Source organism: Georgenia sp. G2120 (genome assembly GCF_055326485.1).
Genome location: NZ_JBUZNL010000003.1, coordinates 286,479 through 306,865 on the forward strand (window position 1 = coordinate 286,479; position 20,387 = coordinate 306,865).

A 20,387-nucleotide genomic window follows, 5' to 3' on the forward strand; every position below is an offset into this window, starting at 1 on the left:
GCCCACCACCGAGACCCACGAGGAGAACCGTGGCCGAGCCCACCACCGAGTTCGACGTCGACGCAGACGACGTGCCCGCCAGCTACACGTCCGAGAGCGAGTCCGCCCCCGAGGGTGCCGGCGCGTCGATCACCGCCCCCGGCCAGGCCCTGGGCCGCCGCAAGGAGGCCGTGGCCCGCGTCCGGCTCGTCCCGGGTACGGGGGAGTGGACCATCAACGGTCGCACGCTCGAGGAGTACTTCCCGAACAAGCTCCACCAGCAGCTCGCGCGCTCGCCGTTCACGCTGCTCGACCTCGACGGTCGCTTCGACGTCCACGCGCGCATCGCCGGTGGCGGTACGTCCGGCCAGGCCGGCGCGCTGCGCCTCGGTATCGCCCGCGCGCTCAACGTCATCGACCGCGACGCGAACCGCGCCGAGCTGAAGAAGGCCGGGTTCCTCACGCGTGACGCCCGCGCCATCGAGCGCAAGAAGGCCGGCCTCAAGAAGGCCCGCAAGGCGCCGCAGTACTCCAAGCGCTGATCCATTCGGCCACGGCCCCGTCCCGGTTGGGGACGGGGCCGTCGTCGTCCACCCCCGCGCGCCCCGCTGCGCGCACCCGCCGCCGTCCGGCACGCTGTGCGCGGACGGAGACCACCTCTGGAGGGGACCGCATGGCACGGCTGTTCGGCACGGACGGGGTTCGCGGACTCGCGAACCGGGACATCACCGCGAGCCTCGCGCTCGAGCTCGGCGTGGCCGCCGCGCGCGAGCTCGTCGCCTCGGGGGCCGCGCACGGCGCCGGGGACCGGCCGCGAGCCATCGTCGGCCGTGACACGCGCGTCTCCGGCGAGATGCTGTCGGCCGCGATGTGCGCGGGCCTGGCCTCGGCGGGCGTCGACGTCGACGATGTCGGGGTGCTGCCCACGCCGGGGATCGCCCACCTCACCGCGACCTCCGACGTCGACCTCGGCGTGGTCATCTCCGCCTCGCACAACGCGATGCCGGACAACGGCATCAAGTTCTTCGCCCGCGGCGGCTACAAGCTCGACGACGCGGTCGAGGACCGGCTCGAGTCGCTCCTCGGCACCGACTACGACGCCCCCGTCGGCGACGGCCTCGGCCGCCTCGGGGCCGGCGCCGGCGCTGCCGACGCGACCTACATCCAGCACCTCGTCGGCGCGATCGGGAGCACGCCGCTCAAGGGTCTGCGCGTGGCCGTCGACTGCGCGAACGGCGCGGCCTCGGACATCGCGCCCGCCGCGCTGCGGGAGGCCGGCGCCGACGTCGTCGTCCTCAACGCCTCGCCGGACGGCTACAACATCAACGACGCCTGCGGGTCGACGCACCCCGAGCAGCTCCAGGCCGTGACCGTGGCCGCCGGCGCCGCCTTCGGCGTCGCGTTCGACGGGGACGCCGACCGCTGCCTCGCCGTCGACGCCGCCGGGACGCTGGTCGACGGCGACCAGATCATGGGCATCCTTGCGACCGACCTCAAGGAGCGCGGCGAGCTCGCGCACGACACGCTCGTCGTCACGGTGATGTCCAACCTCGGCCTCCTCAAGGCGATGGAGCGCGAGGGCATCGCGACCGTCCAGACGGGCGTGGGCGACCGCTACGTGCTCGAGGCGATGCGCGCCGGCGGGTTCGTCCTCGGCGGCGAGCAGTCGGGCCACGTCATCGCCGCCTCCCACGCCTCGACCGGGGACGGTGTGCTCACGGCGCTCCTCCTCGCCCAGCGCGTGGTCCAGACCGGGCGCTCGCTCACCGATCTCGCGTCCGTCGTCACCCGCCTCCCGCAGGTGCTGCTCAACGTCAAGGGCGTCGACCGGGCCGGGGCCGCCACGGACGAGGGCGTCGCCGACGCCGTCGCGGCCTCCGAGGGGCGTCTCGGCGGCGGGGGCCGCGTGCTCCTGCGCCCGTCCGGCACCGAGCCGGTCGTGCGCGTGATGGTCGAGGCCGGCACGGAGGACGTGGCCCGCCACGAGGCGGAGACCCTGGCCGCGGTCGTCGCCGACCGGCTCGCCCTGCCCGCCTGACCGACGTGGGAGACGTCCTCGCGCTCGTCGACGCCGTCCAGGACTGGATGGTCGACCTCGCGGCGTCTCCGTGGGTCCTCGTCATCGTCCTCGCGGGCTGCATCGTCGACGGCTTCTTCCCGGCGGCGCCGAGCGAGGGGGTCGTCATCGCGGCCGCCGCGCTCACCGCGCACGGCGAGGGCCCGCACATCTACCTCCTGTGGCCGGCGGCGGCCGTCGGTGCGTTCGTGGGCGACCAGATCGCCTACCGGATCGGCATGGCGATCCCGCTGCACCGCATCCCCGTGCTCAACCGGGGGCGCGGCGCGAAGGTCGTGGCCGGAGCGCGCCGCACGCTCGGCAGGCGCGGGGCCGCGCTCATCCTCGCCGCGCGCTTCATCCCGTTCGGCCGGGTGGCCGTCAACATGACCGCGGGGGCGGTCGACTACCCCCGGACCAGGTTCGTCCTGCTCAGCGGGATCGCGGCGATCGTCTGGGCGACCTACGCGGTGGCGCTCGGGTTCGGCGCGGGCGCGGCGATCAAGGAGCACCCGCTGCTCGGGGTGGTGCTCGGCGTCGTCGGCGGTTTCCTCCTCGGGATCCTCCTCGAGCGGGTGCTCGGCTGGGCGCAGGGCCGCTTCCTCCCGCAGCTCGGGCTGGACGACGAGGAGGAGGACGAGCACGACGACGACGAGCACGACGCCGCCGCCACTGCTGCTCCCGCCGACCGCGTGGGCGGAGCCGACGGCGAGCCGGACACGGACCCGGAGTCCGACTCGGACACCGAGGGCCAGGTCGCGTAGCGCGGCGTCGGCGCTCAGAGCTTGCGCAGCAGCATCCGGTGCATCCGGTGGTCGCCGTCCTTCGTGATGACGAGCTTGGCCCGGCCGCGGGTGGGCAGGATGTTCTGCACGAGGTTGGGGGCGTTGATCGTCTCCCAGATGTGCGCGGCGGTGGCGGCGCCCTCCTCGTCGTCGAGGTCGGCGTAGCGGCGGAAGTACGAGCCGGGCACGGAGAACGCGGTCTCGCGCAGCGCGAGGAACCGGTCGACGTACCACCGCTTGACGTCGGAGGTCCGCGCGTCGACGTAGATCGAGAAGTCGAAGAAGTCGCTGACGGCGAGCATCGACGAACGGTCGGCGGTGGGCCGCGCCGGCTGGAGGACGTTGAGCCCCTCGACGATGAGGATGTCCGGGTGCGTGACGACCTTCCGCTCGCCCGGCACGATGTCGTACCGCACGTGGTCGTAGACGGGCGTGGACACCGAGGTCGCGCCCGCCTTGACCGAGGCGACGAAGCGCAGCAGCGCGCGCCGGTCGTAGGACTCGGGGAAGCCCTTGCGGCCGAGCAGCCCGCGCCGCTCGAGCTCGGCGTTGGGGAAGAGGAACCCGTCGGTCGTCACGAGCTCGACCCGCGGTGTCTGGGGCCAGCGCCGCAGGAGCTCGCGCAGCAGCCGGGACGTCGACGACTTGCCGACCGCGACCGAACCGGCGACCCCGATGACGAACGGTGTGCGCTGGTAGCTGCCGCCGAGGAAGTGGGCCGTGCCGGCGTGCAGGTGGTCCGTCGCCGCGACGTACTGCTGGAGCAGCGCGGAGAGCGGTCGGTAGACGACGTCGACCTCGGACAGGTCGAGCGGGTCCCCGAGCCCGCGGAGGTTGACGACGTCGGCGTCGGTCAGCGGCAGCGGGGTCGTCTCGGCCAGGCGCGACCACGACTCGCGGTCGAGCTCCGTGTAGGGCGTGAGGTGGCGGCCGTGCTCGGCCCCGTCCCGGGATCCGTCGTCGGGTCGCTGGAGGTCCGCTGACACCCGGACATTCTGCCACCGGCGAGGCAGTTATCCTCGCTCCCATGTGTGGAATCGTCGGCTACGTCGGCCCCAGCGCCCCGTCCACCCGCCCCCTCGAGATCGCCATGGACGGTCTCGCGCGGCTCGAGTACCGCGGGTACGACTCCGCGGGCATCGCCGTGCACACGGGTGAGGAGATCGTCGTCCGCAAACGGGCGGGCAAGCTCCAGAACCTGCGCGACGCGATCGAGCAGGACCCCGTGCCGGACGGCGTGGCCTCGATCGGCCACACCCGCTGGGCCACCCACGGCGGCCCCACCGACGCCAACGCGCACCCGCACGTCGGGGGCGACGGAGCCGTCGCCGTCATCCACAACGGCATCATCGAGAACTTCGCCCCGCTGCGCCGCGAGCTCGTCGAGGCCGGCGTGGAGATGACGTCGCAGACCGACACCGAGGTCGTTGCCCACCTGCTCGCCGCCGCCTACGACGGCGACCTCACGGCCGCGATGCTCGCCGTCGTCGGCCGGCTCGAGGGCGCGTTCACGATCCTCGCCCAGCACCGCGACCAGCCCGGCACGGTGGTCGGCGCCCGCCGGTCCTCCCCGCTCGTGGTCGGGCTCGGCGAGGGCGAGAACTTCCTCGGCTCGGACGTCTCCGCGTTCATCTCCGGGACGAAGGAGGCCCTCGAGCTCGACGAGGACCAGGTCGTGACGATCACGCCCGGCTCGGTCGAGGTCGTCGGCTTCGACGGCTCGCCCGCCCAGGGACGCCGCTACACGGTGGACTGGGACGCGGCCGCGGCGGTCAAGGACGGGTTCCCCACCTTCATGGACAAGGAGATCCACGACCAGCCGGCCGCCGTGCGCGACACGCTGCTCGGGCGCCGCGACGAGGAGGGACGCCTCGTCCTCAACGAGATGCGGATCGAGGAGTCGGTGCTGCGCACCGTCGACAAGGTCATCATCATCGCCTGCGGCACCGCCGCGTACGCCGGGCACGTGGCCAAGTACGCCATCGAGCACTGGTGCCGGATCCCCTGCGAGGTCGAGCTCGCGAGCGAGTTCCGCTACCGCGACCCGGTCGTCACCGAGCGCACCCTCGTCGTCGCGATCTCCCAGTCGGGGGAGACGATGGACACGCTCATGGCCGTGCGGCACGCGCGCGAGCAGGGCTCGAAGGTCCTGGCCATCGTCAACACGTTCGGGTCGACGATCGCGCGCGAGGCCGACGCCGTGCTGTACACGCACGCGGGCCCCGAGATCGCCGTCGCCTCGACCAAGGCGTTCCTCGCCCAGATCACGGGCTGCTACCTGCTCGGCCTCTACCTCTCCCAGCTGCGCGGCAACAAGTACCCGGAGGAGGTGGCGGGCTACCTCGAGGAGCTCGCCGCGATGCCGGACAAGATCGCGGAGGTCCTCGAGAAGGAGGAGGAGCACGTCCGCGAGCTCGCCCGGTCGATGGCCGACACGGACTCGGTGCTCTTCCTCGGCCGGCACGTCGGCTTCCCCGTCGCCCTCGAGGGGGCGCTCAAGCTCAAGGAGCTCGCGTACATCCACGCGGAGGGCTTCGCCGCCGGCGAGCTCAAGCACGGGCCGATCGCGCTCGTCGACGAGGGGCAGCCGGTGTTCGTCGTCGTGCCCACGCCTCGGCGCCCCGTCCTCCACCAGAAGGTCGTCTCCAACATCCAGGAGGTCCGTGCGCGGGGCGCGCTGACGATCGTGGTCGCGGAGGAGGGGGACACGGACGTCGAGGAGGTCGCGGAGCACGTCATCCGCGTGCCGCGCACGCCCACCCTCATGATGCCGCTCGTGACGACCGTCCCGCTGCAGATCTTCGCCTCCGAGGTGGCCGCGGCGAAGGGGCTCGACGTCGACCAGCCCCGCAACCTCGCCAAGTCCGTCACGGTCGAGTAGCGGCCCGCGGTGGGGGTGCGGTCGGTGGGGATCGACGTCTGCTCGGTCGAGCGGTTCACGGAGGCCGTCGAACGGTCGCCGCGGCTGCTCACGCGGTTGTTCACGCCCGAGGAGCGCGACCTGCCGCCGGCGTCGCTCGCCGCGCGGTTCGCCGCGAAGGAGGCCATCGCGAAGGCGCTCGGTGCGCCCGCGGGCATGCGCTGGCACGACTGCACCGTGCGGCGGGTGAGCGGCGGCGCGCCGCTCGTCGAGATCCGGGGCACCGTGGCGGCCCGGGCGGCCGAGCTCGGCATCGTCCGGTGGCACCTCTCGATCTCGCACGACGCCGGGATCGCCGCCGCCGTGGCGATCGGGGAGGGAGACTGATGCGGACCGCACTGACGGCCGGGGCGATCAGGACGCTCGAGGAGCCGCACCTCGCGGCCGGCGTGCCGCTGATGGAACGGGCGGCCGGCACCGTGGCGGCCGCCGTCGAGGCGGAGCTGCGCGCGACCACGAAGGACCTCACGGGCACGCGCGTGCTCGTGCTCGTCGGCCCCGGTGCCAACGGCGGGGACGCGCTGCTGGCCGCGGCCCGGCTCGCCTCGACGGGCGTGCGGGTCGTCGCCCTCACGGTCGGCGACTCCGTGCACCCGCCGGGCCTGTACGCGGCGCGCACGGCCGGGGTCGACCTCCGGTCCGCCCCGGGCTCCGCCGTGCCCGACGTCCCCGAGGCGACCGACGTCCCCGACCTCGTGTCGTGGTCCGAGCTGATCGTCGACGGCATGCTGGGGATCGGGGCCACGGGCGGCCTGCGCGGGCCCGCCCGCGCGGTGGCCGAGACCGTGCTCGCGGGGCCGCGGCGCACGGTCGTGGCCGTCGACGTGCCCTCCGGGATCGGGGTCGACGACGGGACCCTGCCCGGGCCGGTCCTCCACGCCGACGTCACCGTGACGATGATCGCCGCGAAGCCGGGGATCCTCCTCCCGCCGGCGGCCGGCCGCGCCGGTCGCATCGAGGTGTCCGACATCGGGGTGGCGCCGACGGGCGAGCCGGCCGTGGTCGAACCGGGCTGGGCCGAGGTCGCGCGGAGCGTGCACACCCCCTCGTGGGAGGACGACAAGTACTCCCGCGGCGTCCTCGGGGTGGTCGCGGGCTCGGAGACCTACCCGGGCGCCGCCGTTCTCACGGTGGCGGGCGCGCTGCGCACCGGGGTCGGCATGGTCCGGCACCTCGCGGACCGGCGGTCCGTCGACCTCGTGCTCGCCGCCCACCCCGAGGTCGTCGGTGCCGACGGGCGCGTCCAGGCCCTCGTCGTCGGCCCCGGCACGGCCGACGGCGCCGACCGGGAGCGGCTCTCGGCCGCCCTCGAGCGGGCGCTGCGCGACGGCACCCCGACGGTCGTCGACGCCGGTGCGCTGCCGCTCGTGACCGGGCTCGACCGCAGCGGGCACGGGGTGACCGGCGACCTCGCCGGGACGGTGCCGTTCGTCCTCACCCCGCACCCCGGGGAGGCTGCGCGGCTGCTGAGCACGCTGCGGTCGGCGGAGGTGGACCGCGCGGAGGTCGAGGCCGCCCCCGCGGCCGCGGCGACCGAGATCGCCCACGGGACCGGCGCGGTGGTGCTCCTCAAGGGCGCCCGCACGGTCGTCGCCGGGGGCGGACCGCTGCGCGTGGCCTCCGCCGGCGTCCCGTGGCTCGCGACCGCCGGCTCCGGCGACGTCCTTGCCGGCGTGCTCGGCGCGCTCCTCACCTCGGCCGGCGCTCGGGCCGAGGCGGTGGGGCGCCCGCTCAGCCGCGCCGAGCTCGCCGACGCCGCCGTGGCGGCCGCCCACGTCCACGGCAGCGCGGGCCTGCGCGCGGCCGGGGACGCACCAGGTCGGCCGATCGTCGCCGGCGACGTCGCGGCCGCCCTGCCTGACGTCGTCGCCGACCTCGTGGCCGGGCGCGACCCGGCGGGCGAGCAGACGTCGGCCCGCGGCGGTGGGATCCTCCAGCGGTTCGGCCTGCGGTGAGCGGCGCCTGGCACACTGTCGCGGTGACGAACGAGGGCGGGAGCGTGAGCGCCGCGGAGAGCCACTGGCCGGCGCGGGCGCGGATCGACCACGAGGCCTTCGCGCACAACCTCCGCACCCTGCGGGACCGTGCCGGCGGGGTCGACGTCCTCGCCGTCGTCAAGGCCGACGCCTACGGGCACGGACTGCTGCCCGTCGCGCGGACCGCTCTCGAGGCCGGGGCCACCCTCCTCGGGGTGGCGCAGCTGGCCGAGGCGCTGACGCTGCGGCACGGGCTCGGCCCCGGCGGTCGCGTGCTCGCCTGGCTGTACGCCCCCGGCGCCCCGCTCGCCGCGGCGCTCCGGGCCGACATCGAGATCGGCATCGGTGCCCCGTGGATGCTCGACGAGGTCCTCGCCGCGACCCGGGAGACCGGCATCGCCGCGGACGTGCACCTCAAGCTCGACACGGGGATGGCCCGCAACGGCGTCGAGCCACGGCAGGTCGACGAGCTCGCCGCCAGGCTCGGCCCGGCGGTCGCCGAGGGGTCGGTCCGCGTGGCCTCGACCTTCTCCCACCTGGCGAGCGCGGACGAGCCCGGCAGCGGCGTGACGGAGCGTCAGACCGAGCTGTTCCTCGCGCTCGTCGACCGGCTCCGCGCCGCCGGGACCGAGCCCGGGCCGCTGCACCTCGCGGCGTCGTCGGGCGTGCTCCTGCACCCGGCCACCCATCTCGACATGATCCGTCCCGGCATCGCCCTGTACGGGGTCTCCCCGGCCGAGGACGTCGCCCCCGCGGCCGAGCACGGCCTGCGTCCGGTGATGACGGTGAGCGGCCGGCTCGTCCTCACGCGCGAGGCGCCCGCCGGCACGCCCGTGGGCTACGGGCACACCGCCGCCACGGAGCGGGACACGGTCCTCGGGCTCGTCCCGCTCGGGTACGCGGACGGCGTCCCGCGCGCGGCCTCGAACCAGGTCGCGCTCAGCGCCGCGGGGCGGCGCGTCCCTCAGGTCGGGCGCGTGAGCATGGACCAGGTCGTCGTCGACCTCGGGCCGGGGGCGGCGGACCGGCCCGGCGACGACATCGTCCTGTTCGGCGACCCCGCGCGCGGCGAGGCGTCGGCCTGGGACTGGGCGGAGGCGTCCGGGACCATCGCCTACGAGATGCTCACGTCGGTCGGCGTGCGGGTCCCGCGCGTGCACGTGGGCGCCGCCGGCGGCGCGGGGCGGGAGGAACGATGACGGGACGGACCGGGGACACCGGGCAGGTGGGCCAGTACAGACGGACCGGGCAGGCCGAGGTCGCGGGTCGGGGCGGGCAGGCCCGGCAGGTGAGCGCGACCTGGCGCGCGACGGCGCCGACGGCCGAGGACACGCGCGCCCTCGCGGCCCGGCTCGCCGCGCACCTGCGGGCCGGCGACCTGCTCGTGCTCACGGGCCCGCTCGGCGCCGGCAAGACGACCTTCGTCCAGGGCCTCGGGGCGGCGCTCGGGGTGCGCGGGACGATCGCCTCGCCGACCTTCGTCATCGCCCGCGAGCACGTGGGGCAGGGCGGCGGGCCGGGGCTCGTCCACGTCGACGCCTACCGCCTGGCCGGGGCCGGCGACCTCGACGCGCTCGACCTCGACAGCTCGCTCGAGGAGTCGGTGACGGTCGTCGAGTGGGGCGAGGGGACCGCCGAGGCGCTCGCCGAGAGCCGCCTCGACGTGGTGCTCACCCGGCCGGTGGGGGACGTGGCCGGCGAGGCGGAGGATTCGGCGGCCTCCGAGGAGGACGATCAGGAGACCGACCTCGCCCCGCCGGCCGACGAGCCCCGCACGATCGACATCACCGCGCACGGACCGCGCTGGGCCGGTACGGACCTCTCGGACGTGACGGGCCCCGGGTGAGGCGGGCATCCGCGGCGCTGCTCGTCCTGCTCGTCGCCGCGTTCCTCGCGGGACCGGCCGCGGCGTCGCCCGACGCCGGACCGGCCGCGACGGCGCTCGACGCGGGACCGGCCGCGACGGCGCTCGACGCGGGACCGGCCGCGACGGCGCTCGACGAGAGCGCGGCCACGGCGACCGCCGCACGCGCCGAGGTGCCGACCGAGGCCCCCTCGGAGTCCGACTCGGACGGGCCCGTCGAGCCCGACCCCGCGCTCGAGAACCTGCTCACGCTCCCGATGACCGTCGAGCGGTGGTTCACGGTCGAGGCGCAGGCGGTCGCGAGGTCCGGCGCGCCCACCGTGCTGGCCGATGCCGTGGACGGTCGGGCCGAGGACCTGACGGTGGGGACGCCACGACCCGTCCTCGCCTGGTCGTCCGACCTCATGGTCGGGAACGCGGTGGAGCCCGTCGTCGTGGCCACGACGAGGGTCGTGGCACCCGTGCTGCTCGACGGGACGGCGGTCGGCGTCGTCGTGCTGGAGACCGCGACCGGGACGTACGTCGGCGAGGTGCGGGACGTGCCCGGGCTCGGCCCGGCGCTCGCCGAGCTCGACCCCGAGGTCGGTGTCGTCGAGGACGGGCGGACCGGCGCCTGGTACGCCTACGCCCACGGCCGCGTCAGCCCCCTCGACGACCGGGCCGGCGGCATGCTCGCCGGCTCGACGGACCTTGCCGCCTACCTGCCGTTCCTCCTGGACCCGGAGCCTTCCGGAAGCGGCGGGGCGGAGCGCGAGGACTCTGTGCGCTGGGTCGTCGTCGGTGGCGTCGTGGCCGTCGGTGCGGTGCTGCTCGCGGCGGGGATCGCCGTCTGGCTGCGCGGCAGCGAGGAGGAGGACGAGTCGCCGGCCGCCCCGGCCACCGAGCGGCTCCGGGCGCGGGTCCGCGCCGAGCTCCGCGAGGGCCGCTCGGGCCGATGGAGCCACCGCGGCTGACGCGCGCCTACCCTTGACCGGTGCGCGTCCTCGTCATCGACACCTCGTCCCGCCCCGTCGCCGCGATGCTCGTCGCGGGGGACGCGCCCGACGCGTCGCCCCTCGTGCAGCACCTCGGACTGGTCGAGGGTGCCCACGACCGCCGGCACGCCGAGGAGCTCGCGCCGGCCGTCGCCGCGCTCGCCGCCGAGCACGGCCGCCCCGACCTCGTCGTCGTGGGCACCGGGCCCGGGCCGTTCACGGGGCTGCGGGTCGGACTCGTCACCGCGCGGACGCTGGCGCGCGGCTGGGGCGCCGCTCTGGCCGGCGTCCCCTCGCTCGACGCCGTCGCCCGGGTCGCGCTCGACGCGCACCCGGGTGCCACGGTCGTCGTCGCCACCGACGCGCGCCGCCGCGAGGTCTACCACGGGCGGTACCGGGCGGCCGGGCCGGACGAGGTTGAGGTGCTCGCCGGTCCCGCCGTGGCCGCGGGCGCGCAGGTCGGTGCCGATCTCGCGCCGGGCGTCGTCGTCGTGGGGGAGAAGGCCGACGAGGTCACCGGGGGCGACCGGCAGGCCGACGTCCCCACCCCCGACCCGGCCGCGTTCCCGCGCGCGCTCGCCCGGCTCGCCCTCGTGCGCCGCGCCGCCGGCGCGAGCCTCCCCACCGAGCCGCTCTACCTGCGCAGGCCCGACGCCGCCGTCCCCGCCCAGGTGGCGCCGTGAGCTATCGGCTGCGCCCGCTGCGCCCCTCGGACGTGCGCCGGGTCGCGGAGCTGGAGCCGGTGCTCTTCGGCCCCGACGACTGGTCGGCCTCCGTCTACCGCACCGAGCTCGAGCTCGTGGGGCGCACCTACCTCGCCGTCGTCGACGAGGAGGACCGGCTCGTCGGCTGGGCGGGCACGGCCGCGGGTGAGGAGGTCCAGGTGATGACGATCGGGATCGACCCGGACCACCGGCGCCGAGGCCTGGCGACCCGATTGATGGACGAGCTCGTCGACCGCGCGCGGCGTGACGGATCACGCAGCATGCTGCTCGAGGTGCGGGCCGACGACCCCGGCGCCCGCGCCCTGTACGCGCGTCGGGGCTTCGAGGAGATCGGGATCCGGCCGCGGTACTACCAGCGCTCGGGCCGCGACGCGGTCGTCATGCGGCTCGATCTCACAGCCCCCGAGGACGCCGGGAACACCGAGAAGGAATAGCGCACGAAAGGCGCACGAAAATACGCACGACAATTGTTCTTGACCGTGTCGAGAGGCTCCGGAAAGACAATCTCGGGACGATTCGTCTCGCATTCGGCGGGTGCCCGGATCGACCGATCTGCGGGGGTTAGGATCGGCCCGTGACCACCACTGCAGCGCCATCGAGGGCGCAGACGGTACGGAGGACGACGGTCGCGCTCAAGGCTTCGATGGCCGTCACGGGTGTGATCTTCGTGCTCTTCGTCCTGTCCCACATGTACGGCAACCTCAAGATGTTCCAGGGCGCCGAGGCGTTCGACGGATATGCGCACTGGCTCCGCGAGGCGTTCTACCCGATGCTGCCGCACCAGGGGATGCTGTGGATCATGCGGGTCGTGCTGCTCGCCTCGCTGGTGATCCACGCGGGCGCGGCGTTCACGCTGTGGAAGAGGGCCAAGGGCGCCCGCACCACGCGGTACGTCAAGAGGCGGTCGCTGCAGCAGAGCTATGCGTCGCGCACGATGCGGTGGGGCGGCGTCATCATCCTCGCCTTCCTCGTCTTCCACATCCTGCAGTTCACCACGATGACCATCGAGGTCGGCGGCTCGTTCGACAGCCCCTACGCCCGCATGGTCGAGGCGTTCCAGCCGGAGCACTGGTGGGTGTTCGCGATCTACCTCGTCGCGATCGTCCTCCTCGCGTTCCACGTGCGGCACGGCGTGTGGTCGGCGCTCGCCACGCTCGGACTGTCGACGAAGCGGCGCGAGGCGGCCTTCAACGGCCTGGCGATCGTCGTCGCCCTCCTGCTCCTCGTCGGGTTCATGGCGGGCCCGACGGCCATCCTCCTCGGCATCGTGAATTGAGGCGCCCCAGATGACTGCACTGATCCAGGACCTGTACCGCGAGGGCGCTCCGGTCGCGGACACCAAGGCGCCCGTGGGCCCCCTCGCCGAGCGGTGGGAGAAGCGCCAGTTCGGCGCCAAGCTCGTCAACCCGGCCAACCGCCGGAAGATCTCGGTCATCGTGGTCGGCACCGGGCTGGCCGGCGGCTCGGCGGCGGCGACGCTCGGCGAGGCCGGGTACCAGGTCAAGGCGTTCTGCTACCAGGACTCCCCGCGCCGGGCGCACTCGATCGCCGCGCAGGGCGGCATCAACGCCGCGAAGAACTACAAGAACGACGGCGACTCCGTCTACCGGCTGTTCTACGACACGGTCAAGGGCGGCGACTTCCGCTCGCGCGAGTCCAACGTCTACCGGCTGGCCGAGGTCTCCAAGCAGATCATCGACCAGTGCGTCGCCCAGGGCGTCCCCTTCGCCCGCGAGTACGGCGGCCTCCTCGACAACCGCTCCTTCGGCGGCGTGCAGGTCTCGCGGACCTTCTACGCGCGCGGCCAGACGGGCCAGCAGCTGCTCATCGGCGCCTACCAGGCCCTCGAGCGACAGATCGGCGCCGGCACGGTGCAGATGAACACCCGGCACGAGATGCTCGAGCTCGTCGTCGTCGAGGGTCGTGCCCGCGGGATCATCGTGCGCGACATGGTCACCGGCGAGATCGAGACCCACCTCGCCGACGCCGTCGTGCTCGCCTCGGGCGGCTACGGCAACGTCTTCTTCCTGTCGACCAACGCGATGGGCTGCAACGTCACCGCCACCTGGCGCGCGCACAAGAAGGGCGCCTACTTCGGCAACCCCTGCTACACGCAGATCCACCCCACGTGCATCCCGCAGGCGGGCGACTACCAGTCCAAGCTCACGCTGATGAGCGAGTCGCTGCGCAACGACGGCCGCATCTGGGTGCCGAAGAGCGCCGACGACTGCACGAAGGACCCGCGCGAGATCCCCGAGGGGGACCGCGACTACTACCTCGAGCGGATCTACCCCTCGTTCGGCAACCTCGTGCCGCGTGACATCGCCTCGCGACAGGCGAAGAACATGTGCGACGACGGGCGGGGGGTGGGCCCCGAGGTCGACGGTGTGCGGCGCGGCGTGTACCTCGACTTCGCCGAGGCCATCGGGCGGATGGGCCGCGGGGCGGTCGAGGCCAAGTACGGCAACCTCTTCGACATGTACGAGCGCATCACGGGGGAGAACCCCTACGAGGTGCCGATGCGCATCTACCCGGCCGTGCACTACACGATGGGCGGGCTGTGGGTCGACTACGACCTCCAGTCCTCGATCCCGGGCCTGTTCGTGGCCGGCGAGGCCAACTTCTCCGACCACGGGGCCAACCGGCTGGGCGCGTCGGCGCTCATGCAGGGCCTTGCGGACGGCTACTTCGTGCTGCCCAACACGATCAACGACTACCTGGCGGACAACCACGGCTCGCCGGTGGCGCCGGACCACCCGGACGTCGTCGCCGCGGCCGACCAGGTGCGCGAGCGCGTGGAGCACTTCCTGTCCAACGACGGGACGCGCTCCGTGGACTCCTTCCACAAGGAGCTCGGCTCGATCATGTGGGAGTACTGCGGGATGGAGCGCACCGAGGAGGGCCTGCGGACCGCGATCGAGAAGATCCGGGCGTTGCGCGAGGAGTTCTGGCGCGACGTCAAGGTGACCGGCACGAACGAGGAGCTCAACCAGAGCCTCGAGAAGGCCGGCCGCGTGGCCGACTTCTTCGAGCTGGGCGAGCTCATGTGCATCGACGCCCTGCACCGCAGGGAGTCGTGCGGCGGGCACTTCCGTGCCGAGTCGCAGACCGAGGAGGGGGAGGCCCTGCGGCACGACGACGAGTTCGCGTACGTCGCCGCCTGGGAGCACGGCGCCGACGGCGTCCCGGTGCTCCACAAGGAGGACCTCACCTACGAGTACGTCGAGATGAAGCAGCGGAGCTACAAGTGAAGATCACCATCAACGCGTGGCGTCAGTCCGGGCCCGAGGCGAAGGGGTCGATGCACTCCTACCGGCTCGACGACGTCTCCGAGCACATGTCCTTCCTCGAGATGCTCGACGTCCTCAACGAGCAGCTCTTCGCCGCCGGCGAGGACCCGATCGCGTTCGACCACGACTGCCGCGAGGGCATCTGCGGCGCGTGCGGCATCGTCATCGACGGCGTGGCCCACGGGCCCGAGGTGACGACCACCTGCCAGCTGCACATGCGGTCCTTCAAGGACGGCGACTCCATCACGATCGAGCCGTGGCGCGCCGACGCCTTCCCGGTGGTCAAGGACCTCGTGGTGGACCGCGGCGCCTTCGACCGCATCATCGCGGCCGGCGGGTACGTGTCCGTCAACACGGGCGCCGCCCCGGACGCGCACGCCACCCCGGTGCCGAAGAACGACGCGGACCGCGCGTTCGAGGCCGCCGCCTGCATCGGGTGCGGCGCGTGCGTGGCGGCCTGCCCCAACGCCTCGGGGATGCTCTTCCTCGGCGCGAAGGTCACGCACCTCGGGATGCTGCCGCAGGGCCAGCCCGAGCGACAGGCCCGCGTGGTCGACATGCTCGCCCAGCACGACGCCGAGGGCTTCGGCGGGTGCACGAACATCGGCGAGTGCGCTGCCGTGTGCCCCAAGGAGATCCCGCTCGACGTCATCTCCCAGCTCAACTCCGACCTCGGCCGCGCCGCGGTCGGCGGGCGCGCCTCGTCCTGATCGCGCGGCGCTCGCCGGTGGGCGCGCCTCGTCCTGACCGCGGCTACGACCTGACCGGCACGTACATGACGACGTGCAGGTCGACCGCGTCGGCGGGCACGAGCCGGTGGTGCTCGAACTCGAGCAGCCCGAGCTCTCGGTGCCGGAACGTGCGCGTGCGCGACTCGAACCGGGAGACGGCCATCTCGGCGGAGTGGGTGCGGAACTCCTCGCTCGCCGCCGACAGCCGGTCGACGACGGCCCTGTGCTCCGCGCCCGCCAGGCGGACGCCGGACTCCGCCCGGAACTCGGCGAGGAACCGCCGGCTGTCCTGCTCCCAGTCGGGGAGCATCTCCCGCAGGTCTGGGTCCGTGTAGACGAGCCAGAGCAGGTTCCGGTCGGCCGGGTCCACGTCCGCGATGCGCGGGTAGAGCCACGCGTAGCCCGCGTTCCAGGCGACGATCGCCCAGTCCGTCGTCACGACGAAGGCGGGGAAGTCGAGCGCGTCGACGAGCCGGCTCAGGTGGGCCGGGACGGCCTCGCGGCGCACCTGCGGGACGGCGACCTCCTGCTCGGCGAGACCGAGGACGTAGGCGGTCTCGTCGTCGGTGAGGCGCAGGACGCGGGCCACGGCGAGGAGGACCTGGCGCGAGACGTTGGTGTCGCGCCCCTGCTCGAGCCACGTGTACCAGCTGGCGCTCACGCCGGACAGGGTGGCGACCTCCTCGCGGCTGAGGCCCGCGCCGCCGCGGCGGGGCGGGGTCGGGAGGCCGAGCGCGGCACGGTCGGACGCGAGGCGCCGGACCCGGAGGAAGTCGCCCAGCTCGACGCGCCGGGGAGTGCGCGGACGGATCACCCGGAGATGGTACTGCGAGTACCGGTACCACCCGCATCCGGCTCTCGGCCCCGGATCGTCCGGTCGGCCGGCCGGGGCGGGGGAGGATGGGTGGATGCCCGCGTACCGCTCCCGCACCGTCACCCACGGCCGCAACATGGCCGGCGCCCGCGCCCTCATGCGCGCCTCCGGCGTGGCCGGCGGCGACATCGGCCGCAAGCCGGTGATCGCCGTGGCGAACTCCTTCACCGAGTTCGTCCCCGGCCACACCCACCTCGCCCCGGTCGGCCGGATCGTCTCCGAGGCCATCCAGGAGGCCGGCGGCATCGCCCGCGAGTTCAACACGATCGCGGTGGACGACGGCATCGCCATGGGGCACGACGGCATGCTCTACTCCCTGCCCTCGCGCGACCTCATCGCCGACTCGGTGGAGTACATGGTCAACGCGCACTGCGCGGACGCGCTCGTGTGCATCTCGAACTGCGACAAGATCACGCCCGGGATGCTGCTCGCCGCGCTGCGGCTCAACGTGCCCACGGTGTTCGTCTCGGGCGGGCCGATGGAGTCCGGCCGGGCCACGCTCGTCGACGGCACGGTGCGCACCCTCGACCTCGTCGACGCGATGTCCGAGGCCGTCAACGAGAGTGTGTCCGACGCCGACCTCATGCGCATCGAGGAGGCGGCCTGCCCCACGTGCGGCTCGTGCTCCGGCATGTTCACCGCGAACTCGATGAACTGCCTGACCGAGGCGATCGGCCTCTCGCTGCCCGGGAACGGCTCGGTCCTCGCCACCCACACCGCCCGTCGCGCGCTGTACGAGAAGGCCGGCTCGCTCGTCGTCGACATCACGCGCCGGTACTACGAGGACGACGACGACACCGTCCTCCCGCTGAGCATCGCGACGCCTGCGGCGTTCGGGAACGCGATGGCGCTCGACATCGCGATGGGCGGCTCGACCAACACGATCCTCCACCTGCTCGCGGCGGCGAGCGAGGCCGGGGTCGCGTTCGGGCTCGAGGAGATCGACGAGGTCTCGCGCCGCGTGCCGTGCCTGGCGAAGGTCGCCCCCAACGTCGCCGAGGGCCGGACCTACTACATGGAGGACGTCCACCGCGCCGGCGGCATCCCCGCCCTGCTGGGCGAGCTGCGCCGCGCCGGGCTGCTCGACGAGGACGTCCACACGGTGCACGCGCAGACGCTCGGCGCCTGGCTCGACGAGTGGGACGTGCGCAGCGGGCGCGCGACGGACGAGGCCGTCGAGCTGTGGCACGCCGCCCCCGGCGGGCGACGCTCCTCGACGGCGTTCTCCCAGTCCGAGCGCTGGGCCGGGCTCGACCTCGACGACACCCACGGCTGCATCCGCTCCTTCGCGCACGCCTACTCCAAGGACGGCGGCCTCGGCGTCCTGCGCGGCAACATCGCCCCCGACGGCGCCGTCGTCAAGACGGCAGGCGTCGACGAGTCGATCTGGACGTTCACCGGGCCCGCAGTGGTCTGCGAGTCGCAGGAGGAGGCCGTGCAGCGGATCCTCGGCAAGGAGGTGAGCGAGGGCGACGTCGTCGTCATCCGGTACGAAGGACCCAAGGGCGGACCGGGGATGCAGGAGATGCTCTACCCGACCTCCTACCTCAAGGGGCTCGGCCTCGGGAAGGCGTGCGCGCTCATCACCGACGGGCGGTTCTCCGGCGGCACCTCGGGGCTGTCGATCGGGCACGTCTCGCCCGAGGCAGCGGCAGGCGGCACGATCGCGCTCGTCGAGGAGGGGGACACGATCACCATCGACATCCCCCGGCGCAGCATGCGGCTCGAGGTCCCGGACGACGAGCTCGAGCGGCGTCGGGCGGCCCTCGAGGAGGGCGGAGGCTACCGGCCGCGGGAGCCGCGGCCCAGGAAGGTCACCCCGGCGCTCCGGGCCTATGCGGCGTTCGCCCAGTCCGCCGACAAGGGGGCGGTCCGGCTCGTCCCGGAGACCGTCTGAGCCGGAACCGCGCCGCGCGTACCATCCTCGGGTGACCTCACCGCTCGTCCTCGGCATCGAGACCTCCTGCGACGAGACCGGCGTGGCGCTGGTCCGGGGCACGGAGCTGCTCACCGACGTCACGGCGTCGTCGATGGACGACCACGCGAGGTTCGGCGGGATCATCCCGGAGATCGCGTCGCGCGCCCACCTCGAGGCGTTCGGGCCCACGCTCGACGCGGCCCTCGAGCGCGCGGAGGTCGACCTCACGGACGTCGACGCCGTCGCGGTGACGGCGGGCCCCGGGCTCGTCGGTTCGCTCACGGTGGGGGTGGCGGCGGCGAAGGCGCTCGCGCTGTCGATCGACCGGCCGCTCCTCGGCGTCAACCACGTCATCGGGCACGCGGCCGTCGACGCCCTCGTGCACGGGCCCGTCCCCGCCCGGTCGGTGGCGCTCGTCGTCTCCGGCGGGCACACGACCCTGCTCGCCGTCGGGGACGACATCACCGACGTCACGCTGCTCGGCGAGACCCTCGACGACGCCGCCGGCGAGGCCTTCGACAAGGTGGGTCGCCTGCTCGGCCTGCCGTACCCGGGCGGCCCGCACGTCGACCGGCTGGCCGCCACCGGCGACCGGGAGGCGATCCGCTACCCGCGGGGCCTGACCGCGCCGAAGGACCGCGAGCGGCACGCGTACAACTTCTCGTTCTCCGGCCTCAAGACCGCGGTCGCCCGCGACCTCGAGGCCCGGACGGCGCGCGGGGAGGAGATCCCGGCGGCGGACGTCGCGGCCGGCTTCTCCGAGGCGGTCGCCGACGTCCTCGTCACCAAGGCGCTCCGGGCGTGCGCGGACAGGGGGGCGGAGGTCCTCGTCGTCGGAGGGGGATTCTCCGCCAACTCCCGGCTGCGCGAGCTGCTCGCCGAGCGCGGGGCGGAGGCCGGGGTCGACGTGCGGATCCCGCCGATCAGGTTCTGCACCGACAACGGTGCGATGATCGCCGCGCTGGGGAGCGCGGTCGTCGAGGCGGGTCTTCCGGCGTCGGACCTGGACTTCGGTGCCGACTCCGCGATGCCGACGACCAGCGTGCTCGTCTGACGGGAGGGAACCTCAGCCCGTCAGCCCGTCAGCCCGTCAGCTCGTCAGCTCGTCAGCTCGTCAGCCCGTCAGCTCGCCGGCGAGCCGCAGCGCGACGCCGTCCCACCCGTCCGCCTCCGCCCAGGCCCGCTGACGCTCGTAGGACGCGCCGCGCCCCAGGATGTCCTCGACGAGCGCGAGCTCCGGCGCGCAGCCGAGGCGGTGCGCGGCCGGCGCGAGCTCGGTGAGTAGCGCGCGGACCGAGTCCCGCGCGTCGAGCGAGCCGCCGGAGCTGTCGGTGACGAAGTCGGTGTCGAGGCCGAAGCGCGCCGCGCGCCAGCGGTTCTCGGCCGTCAGCCAGCGGGGGAGCGCGGCGGGCTCCTCGCCGTCGTCGATGGCCTGGGAGACCGCGTCCACCAGGCAGACGTTGAGCGCGGTGAGGGCGGTGACCTCGGCGAGGGTCGGCGGTGAGTCGCAGATGCGGGACTCGACCGTGCCGAACTGCGTGGGCCGTACGTCCCAGCGCGTCTCGTTGCGCCGCGCGATGACGTCGGACGCGACGAGCTGCTCGACCACCCGCTCGTAGTCCTCCCACGTGCGCATGACGTCCGGGAGGCCCGCCGTGGGGAGCTGCTGGAACATCATCGTGCGGTTGGAGGCGTAGCCGGTGTCGGTGCCGCGCCATACGGGGGAGGCGGCCGAGAGGGCGAGGAGGGTGCCGATCCGGTCGAGGACGCCGCGCATGATCGGGAGCGCCTTCTCCCGCCGCTCGACCCCGACGTGCACGTGCAGCCCGTAGATGAGCATCTCGCGGCCCCACCACCCGGTGCGCCTGAGCAGCCGCTCGTAGCCCGTGGTCGTCGGCTGGGCCTGGGGGTCCGCCGTCGGGTGGGTGCCGCCGCCGGCGAGGACGAGCCCGCGCCGCCCGGCCGCCTCCGTGAGCTCGGCGAGGACGTCGCGGACCTCCGTGAGCGCGGAGGCGACGGAGTCGTGCACGCCCGTGACGATCTCGACCGTGTTGGCGAGCAGCTCGTGCGCGAGGCGCGGGTGCGGTGCTCCGCCGGGCGCCCGCAGGTCGTCGATGAGCTCGAGCCCGTCGCTGCGCAGCTCGCCCGTGCCCGCGTCGAGCACCTGGAGCTCCCACTCGACGCCGAGGGTCGAGCGCTCCGACGATCCGAACTCGACAGGCACGGCGACATTGTGCACCGGTGCTCGGCCCGTGCGCGTGCGCCGGAGGGGCCGTCCCGGATCGTGTCAGCGCG

General features: G+C 74.0%; 19 protein-coding genes. 16 read left to right on the top strand and 3 right to left on the bottom strand.

Annotated features, from left to right (window positions below; translation table 11 throughout):
* Positions 1-29 precede the first annotated feature (29 nt).
* The 3 genes from rpsI to ACZLMO_RS05315 all read left to right on the top strand — a co-directional run bounded on the left by rpsI (position 30) and on the right by ACZLMO_RS05315 (position 2,799).
* Positions 30-521 (top strand): 30S ribosomal protein S9, encoded by a 492-nt coding sequence (gene rpsI, locus ACZLMO_RS05305; RefSeq protein ID WP_425713552.1) that lies wholly within the window; start codon positions 30-32, stop codon positions 519-521.
* A 131-nt stretch (positions 522-652) separates the two neighbouring features.
* Positions 653-2,017, top strand: coding sequence for a phosphoglucosamine mutase (gene glmM / locus ACZLMO_RS05310; protein ID WP_425713551.1), 1,365 nt, complete (start codon positions 653-655; stop codon positions 2,015-2,017).
* Between the two features lie 5 nt (positions 2,018-2,022).
* Positions 2,023-2,799, top strand: coding sequence for a DedA family protein (locus ACZLMO_RS05315; protein WP_425713550.1), 777 nt, complete (start codon positions 2,023-2,025; stop codon positions 2,797-2,799).
* Between the two features lie 14 nt (positions 2,800-2,813).
* On the opposite strand, the gene coaA is transcribed toward ACZLMO_RS05315, so the two are convergent.
* Complete coding sequence (gene coaA, locus ACZLMO_RS05320; protein WP_425713549.1) at positions 2,814-3,806, bottom strand: type I pantothenate kinase; 993 nt, start codon at positions 3,804-3,806, stop codon at positions 2,814-2,816.
* Between the two features lie 41 nt (positions 3,807-3,847).
* Here coaA and glmS point away from each other — a divergent pair, with 41 nt between their 5' ends.
* From glmS to ACZLMO_RS05375, 11 genes are all read left to right on the top strand, one after another.
* On the top strand, positions 3,848-5,701 hold the full coding sequence (glmS, locus tag ACZLMO_RS05325; RefSeq protein WP_425713548.1) for a glutamine--fructose-6-phosphate transaminase (isomerizing): 1,854 nt from the start codon (positions 3,848-3,850) through the stop codon (positions 5,699-5,701).
* Between the two features lie 24 nt (positions 5,702-5,725).
* A complete protein-coding gene (locus ACZLMO_RS05330; RefSeq protein ID WP_425713547.1) occupies positions 5,726-6,067 on the top strand; it encodes a holo-ACP synthase in 342 nt (113 codons plus the stop codon).
* The gene (locus ACZLMO_RS05335) at positions 6,067-7,695 is read left to right on the top strand and encodes an NAD(P)H-hydrate epimerase (protein WP_425713546.1); all 1,629 of its coding nucleotides are present in this window, start codon (positions 6,067-6,069) and stop codon (positions 7,693-7,695) included. The genes ACZLMO_RS05330 and ACZLMO_RS05335 overlap by 1 nt, the downstream gene beginning before the upstream one ends.
* A 23-nt stretch (positions 7,696-7,718) precedes the next feature.
* On the top strand, positions 7,719-8,915 hold the full coding sequence (gene alr, locus ACZLMO_RS05340) for an alanine racemase (protein ID WP_425713545.1): 1,197 nt from the start codon (positions 7,719-7,721) through the stop codon (positions 8,913-8,915).
* Entirely contained in the window at positions 8,912-9,562 is a 651-nt protein-coding gene (gene tsaE, locus ACZLMO_RS05345) for a tRNA (adenosine(37)-N6)-threonylcarbamoyltransferase complex ATPase subunit type 1 TsaE (RefSeq protein WP_425713544.1), read from the top strand. Before alr ends, tsaE begins: the two co-directional genes overlap by 4 nt.
* Complete coding sequence (locus tag ACZLMO_RS05350) at positions 9,559-10,533, top strand: hypothetical protein (protein ID WP_425713543.1); 975 nt, start codon at positions 9,559-9,561, stop codon at positions 10,531-10,533. The genes tsaE and ACZLMO_RS05350 overlap by 4 nt, the downstream gene beginning before the upstream one ends.
* Before the next feature lie 20 nt (positions 10,534-10,553).
* On the top strand, positions 10,554-11,237 hold the full coding sequence (gene tsaB / locus ACZLMO_RS05355) for a tRNA (adenosine(37)-N6)-threonylcarbamoyltransferase complex dimerization subunit type 1 TsaB (protein WP_425713542.1): 684 nt from the start codon (positions 10,554-10,556) through the stop codon (positions 11,235-11,237).
* A complete protein-coding gene (gene rimI, locus ACZLMO_RS05360) occupies positions 11,234-11,713 on the top strand; it encodes a ribosomal protein S18-alanine N-acetyltransferase (RefSeq protein WP_425713541.1) in 480 nt (159 codons plus the stop codon). The genes tsaB and rimI overlap by 4 nt, the downstream gene beginning before the upstream one ends.
* Positions 11,714-11,853: 140 nt before the next feature.
* A complete protein-coding gene (locus ACZLMO_RS05365; RefSeq protein WP_425713540.1) occupies positions 11,854-12,555 on the top strand; it encodes a succinate dehydrogenase cytochrome b subunit in 702 nt (233 codons plus the stop codon).
* A gap of 10 nt (positions 12,556-12,565) precedes the next feature.
* Positions 12,566-14,530 carry a fumarate reductase/succinate dehydrogenase flavoprotein subunit gene (locus ACZLMO_RS05370; protein WP_425713539.1) on the top strand — a complete coding sequence of 655 codons (1,965 nt, stop codon included), beginning with the start codon at positions 12,566-12,568 and terminating at the stop codon, positions 14,528-14,530.
* Positions 14,527-15,279 carry a succinate dehydrogenase/fumarate reductase iron-sulfur subunit gene (locus ACZLMO_RS05375; protein ID WP_425713538.1) on the top strand — a complete coding sequence of 251 codons (753 nt, stop codon included), beginning with the start codon at positions 14,527-14,529 and terminating at the stop codon, positions 15,277-15,279. Before ACZLMO_RS05370 ends, ACZLMO_RS05375 begins: the two co-directional genes overlap by 4 nt.
* Positions 15,280-15,322: 43 nt before the next feature.
* Here the strand turns inward: ACZLMO_RS05375 and ACZLMO_RS05380 are convergent, their stop codons facing one another.
* On the bottom strand, positions 15,323-16,111 hold the full coding sequence (locus ACZLMO_RS05380) for a helix-turn-helix transcriptional regulator (protein ID WP_463653116.1): 789 nt from the start codon (positions 16,109-16,111) through the stop codon (positions 15,323-15,325).
* 97 nt (positions 16,112-16,208) lie between these two features.
* Here ACZLMO_RS05380 and ilvD point away from each other — a divergent pair, with 97 nt between their 5' ends.
* Both ilvD and tsaD read left to right on the top strand, forming a co-directional pair.
* Positions 16,209-18,071 (top strand): dihydroxy-acid dehydratase, encoded by a 1,863-nt coding sequence (ilvD, locus tag ACZLMO_RS05385; protein WP_425713536.1) that lies wholly within the window; start codon positions 16,209-16,211, stop codon positions 18,069-18,071.
* Positions 18,072-18,102: 31 nt separating this feature from the next.
* Positions 18,103-19,146 carry a tRNA (adenosine(37)-N6)-threonylcarbamoyltransferase complex transferase subunit TsaD gene (tsaD, locus tag ACZLMO_RS05390; protein WP_425713535.1) on the top strand — a complete coding sequence of 348 codons (1,044 nt, stop codon included), beginning with the start codon at positions 18,103-18,105 and terminating at the stop codon, positions 19,144-19,146.
* A 60-nt stretch (positions 19,147-19,206) separates the two neighbouring features.
* Here the strand turns inward: tsaD and ACZLMO_RS05395 are convergent, their stop codons facing one another.
* Positions 19,207-20,316: a glutamate--cysteine ligase 2 gene (locus tag ACZLMO_RS05395; protein ID WP_425713534.1), complete on the bottom strand. Its 1,110-nt coding sequence runs from the start codon at positions 20,314-20,316 to the stop codon at positions 19,207-19,209.
* Positions 20,317-20,387 lie beyond the last annotated feature (71 nt).

Excerpts from the sequence above, each read along its gene's own strand:
- glmM (WP_425713551.1), top strand. The coding sequence starts at position 653 with ATGGCACGGCTGTTCGGCACGGACGGGGTTCGCGGACTCGCGAACCGG.
- glmS (WP_425713548.1), top strand. The coding sequence starts at position 3,848 with ATGTGTGGAATCGTCGGCTACGTCGGCCCCAGCGCCCCGTCCACCCGC.
- ACZLMO_RS05335 (WP_425713546.1), top strand. The coding sequence starts at position 6,067 with ATGCGGACCGCACTGACGGCCGGGGCGATCAGGACGCTCGAGGAGCCG.
- tsaE (WP_425713544.1), top strand. The coding sequence starts at position 8,912 with ATGACGGGACGGACCGGGGACACCGGGCAGGTGGGCCAGTACAGACGG.
- ACZLMO_RS05370 (WP_425713539.1), top strand. The coding sequence starts at position 12,566 with ATGACTGCACTGATCCAGGACCTGTACCGCGAGGGCGCTCCGGTCGCG.
- ilvD (WP_425713536.1), top strand. The coding sequence starts at position 16,209 with ATGCCCGCGTACCGCTCCCGCACCGTCACCCACGGCCGCAACATGGCC.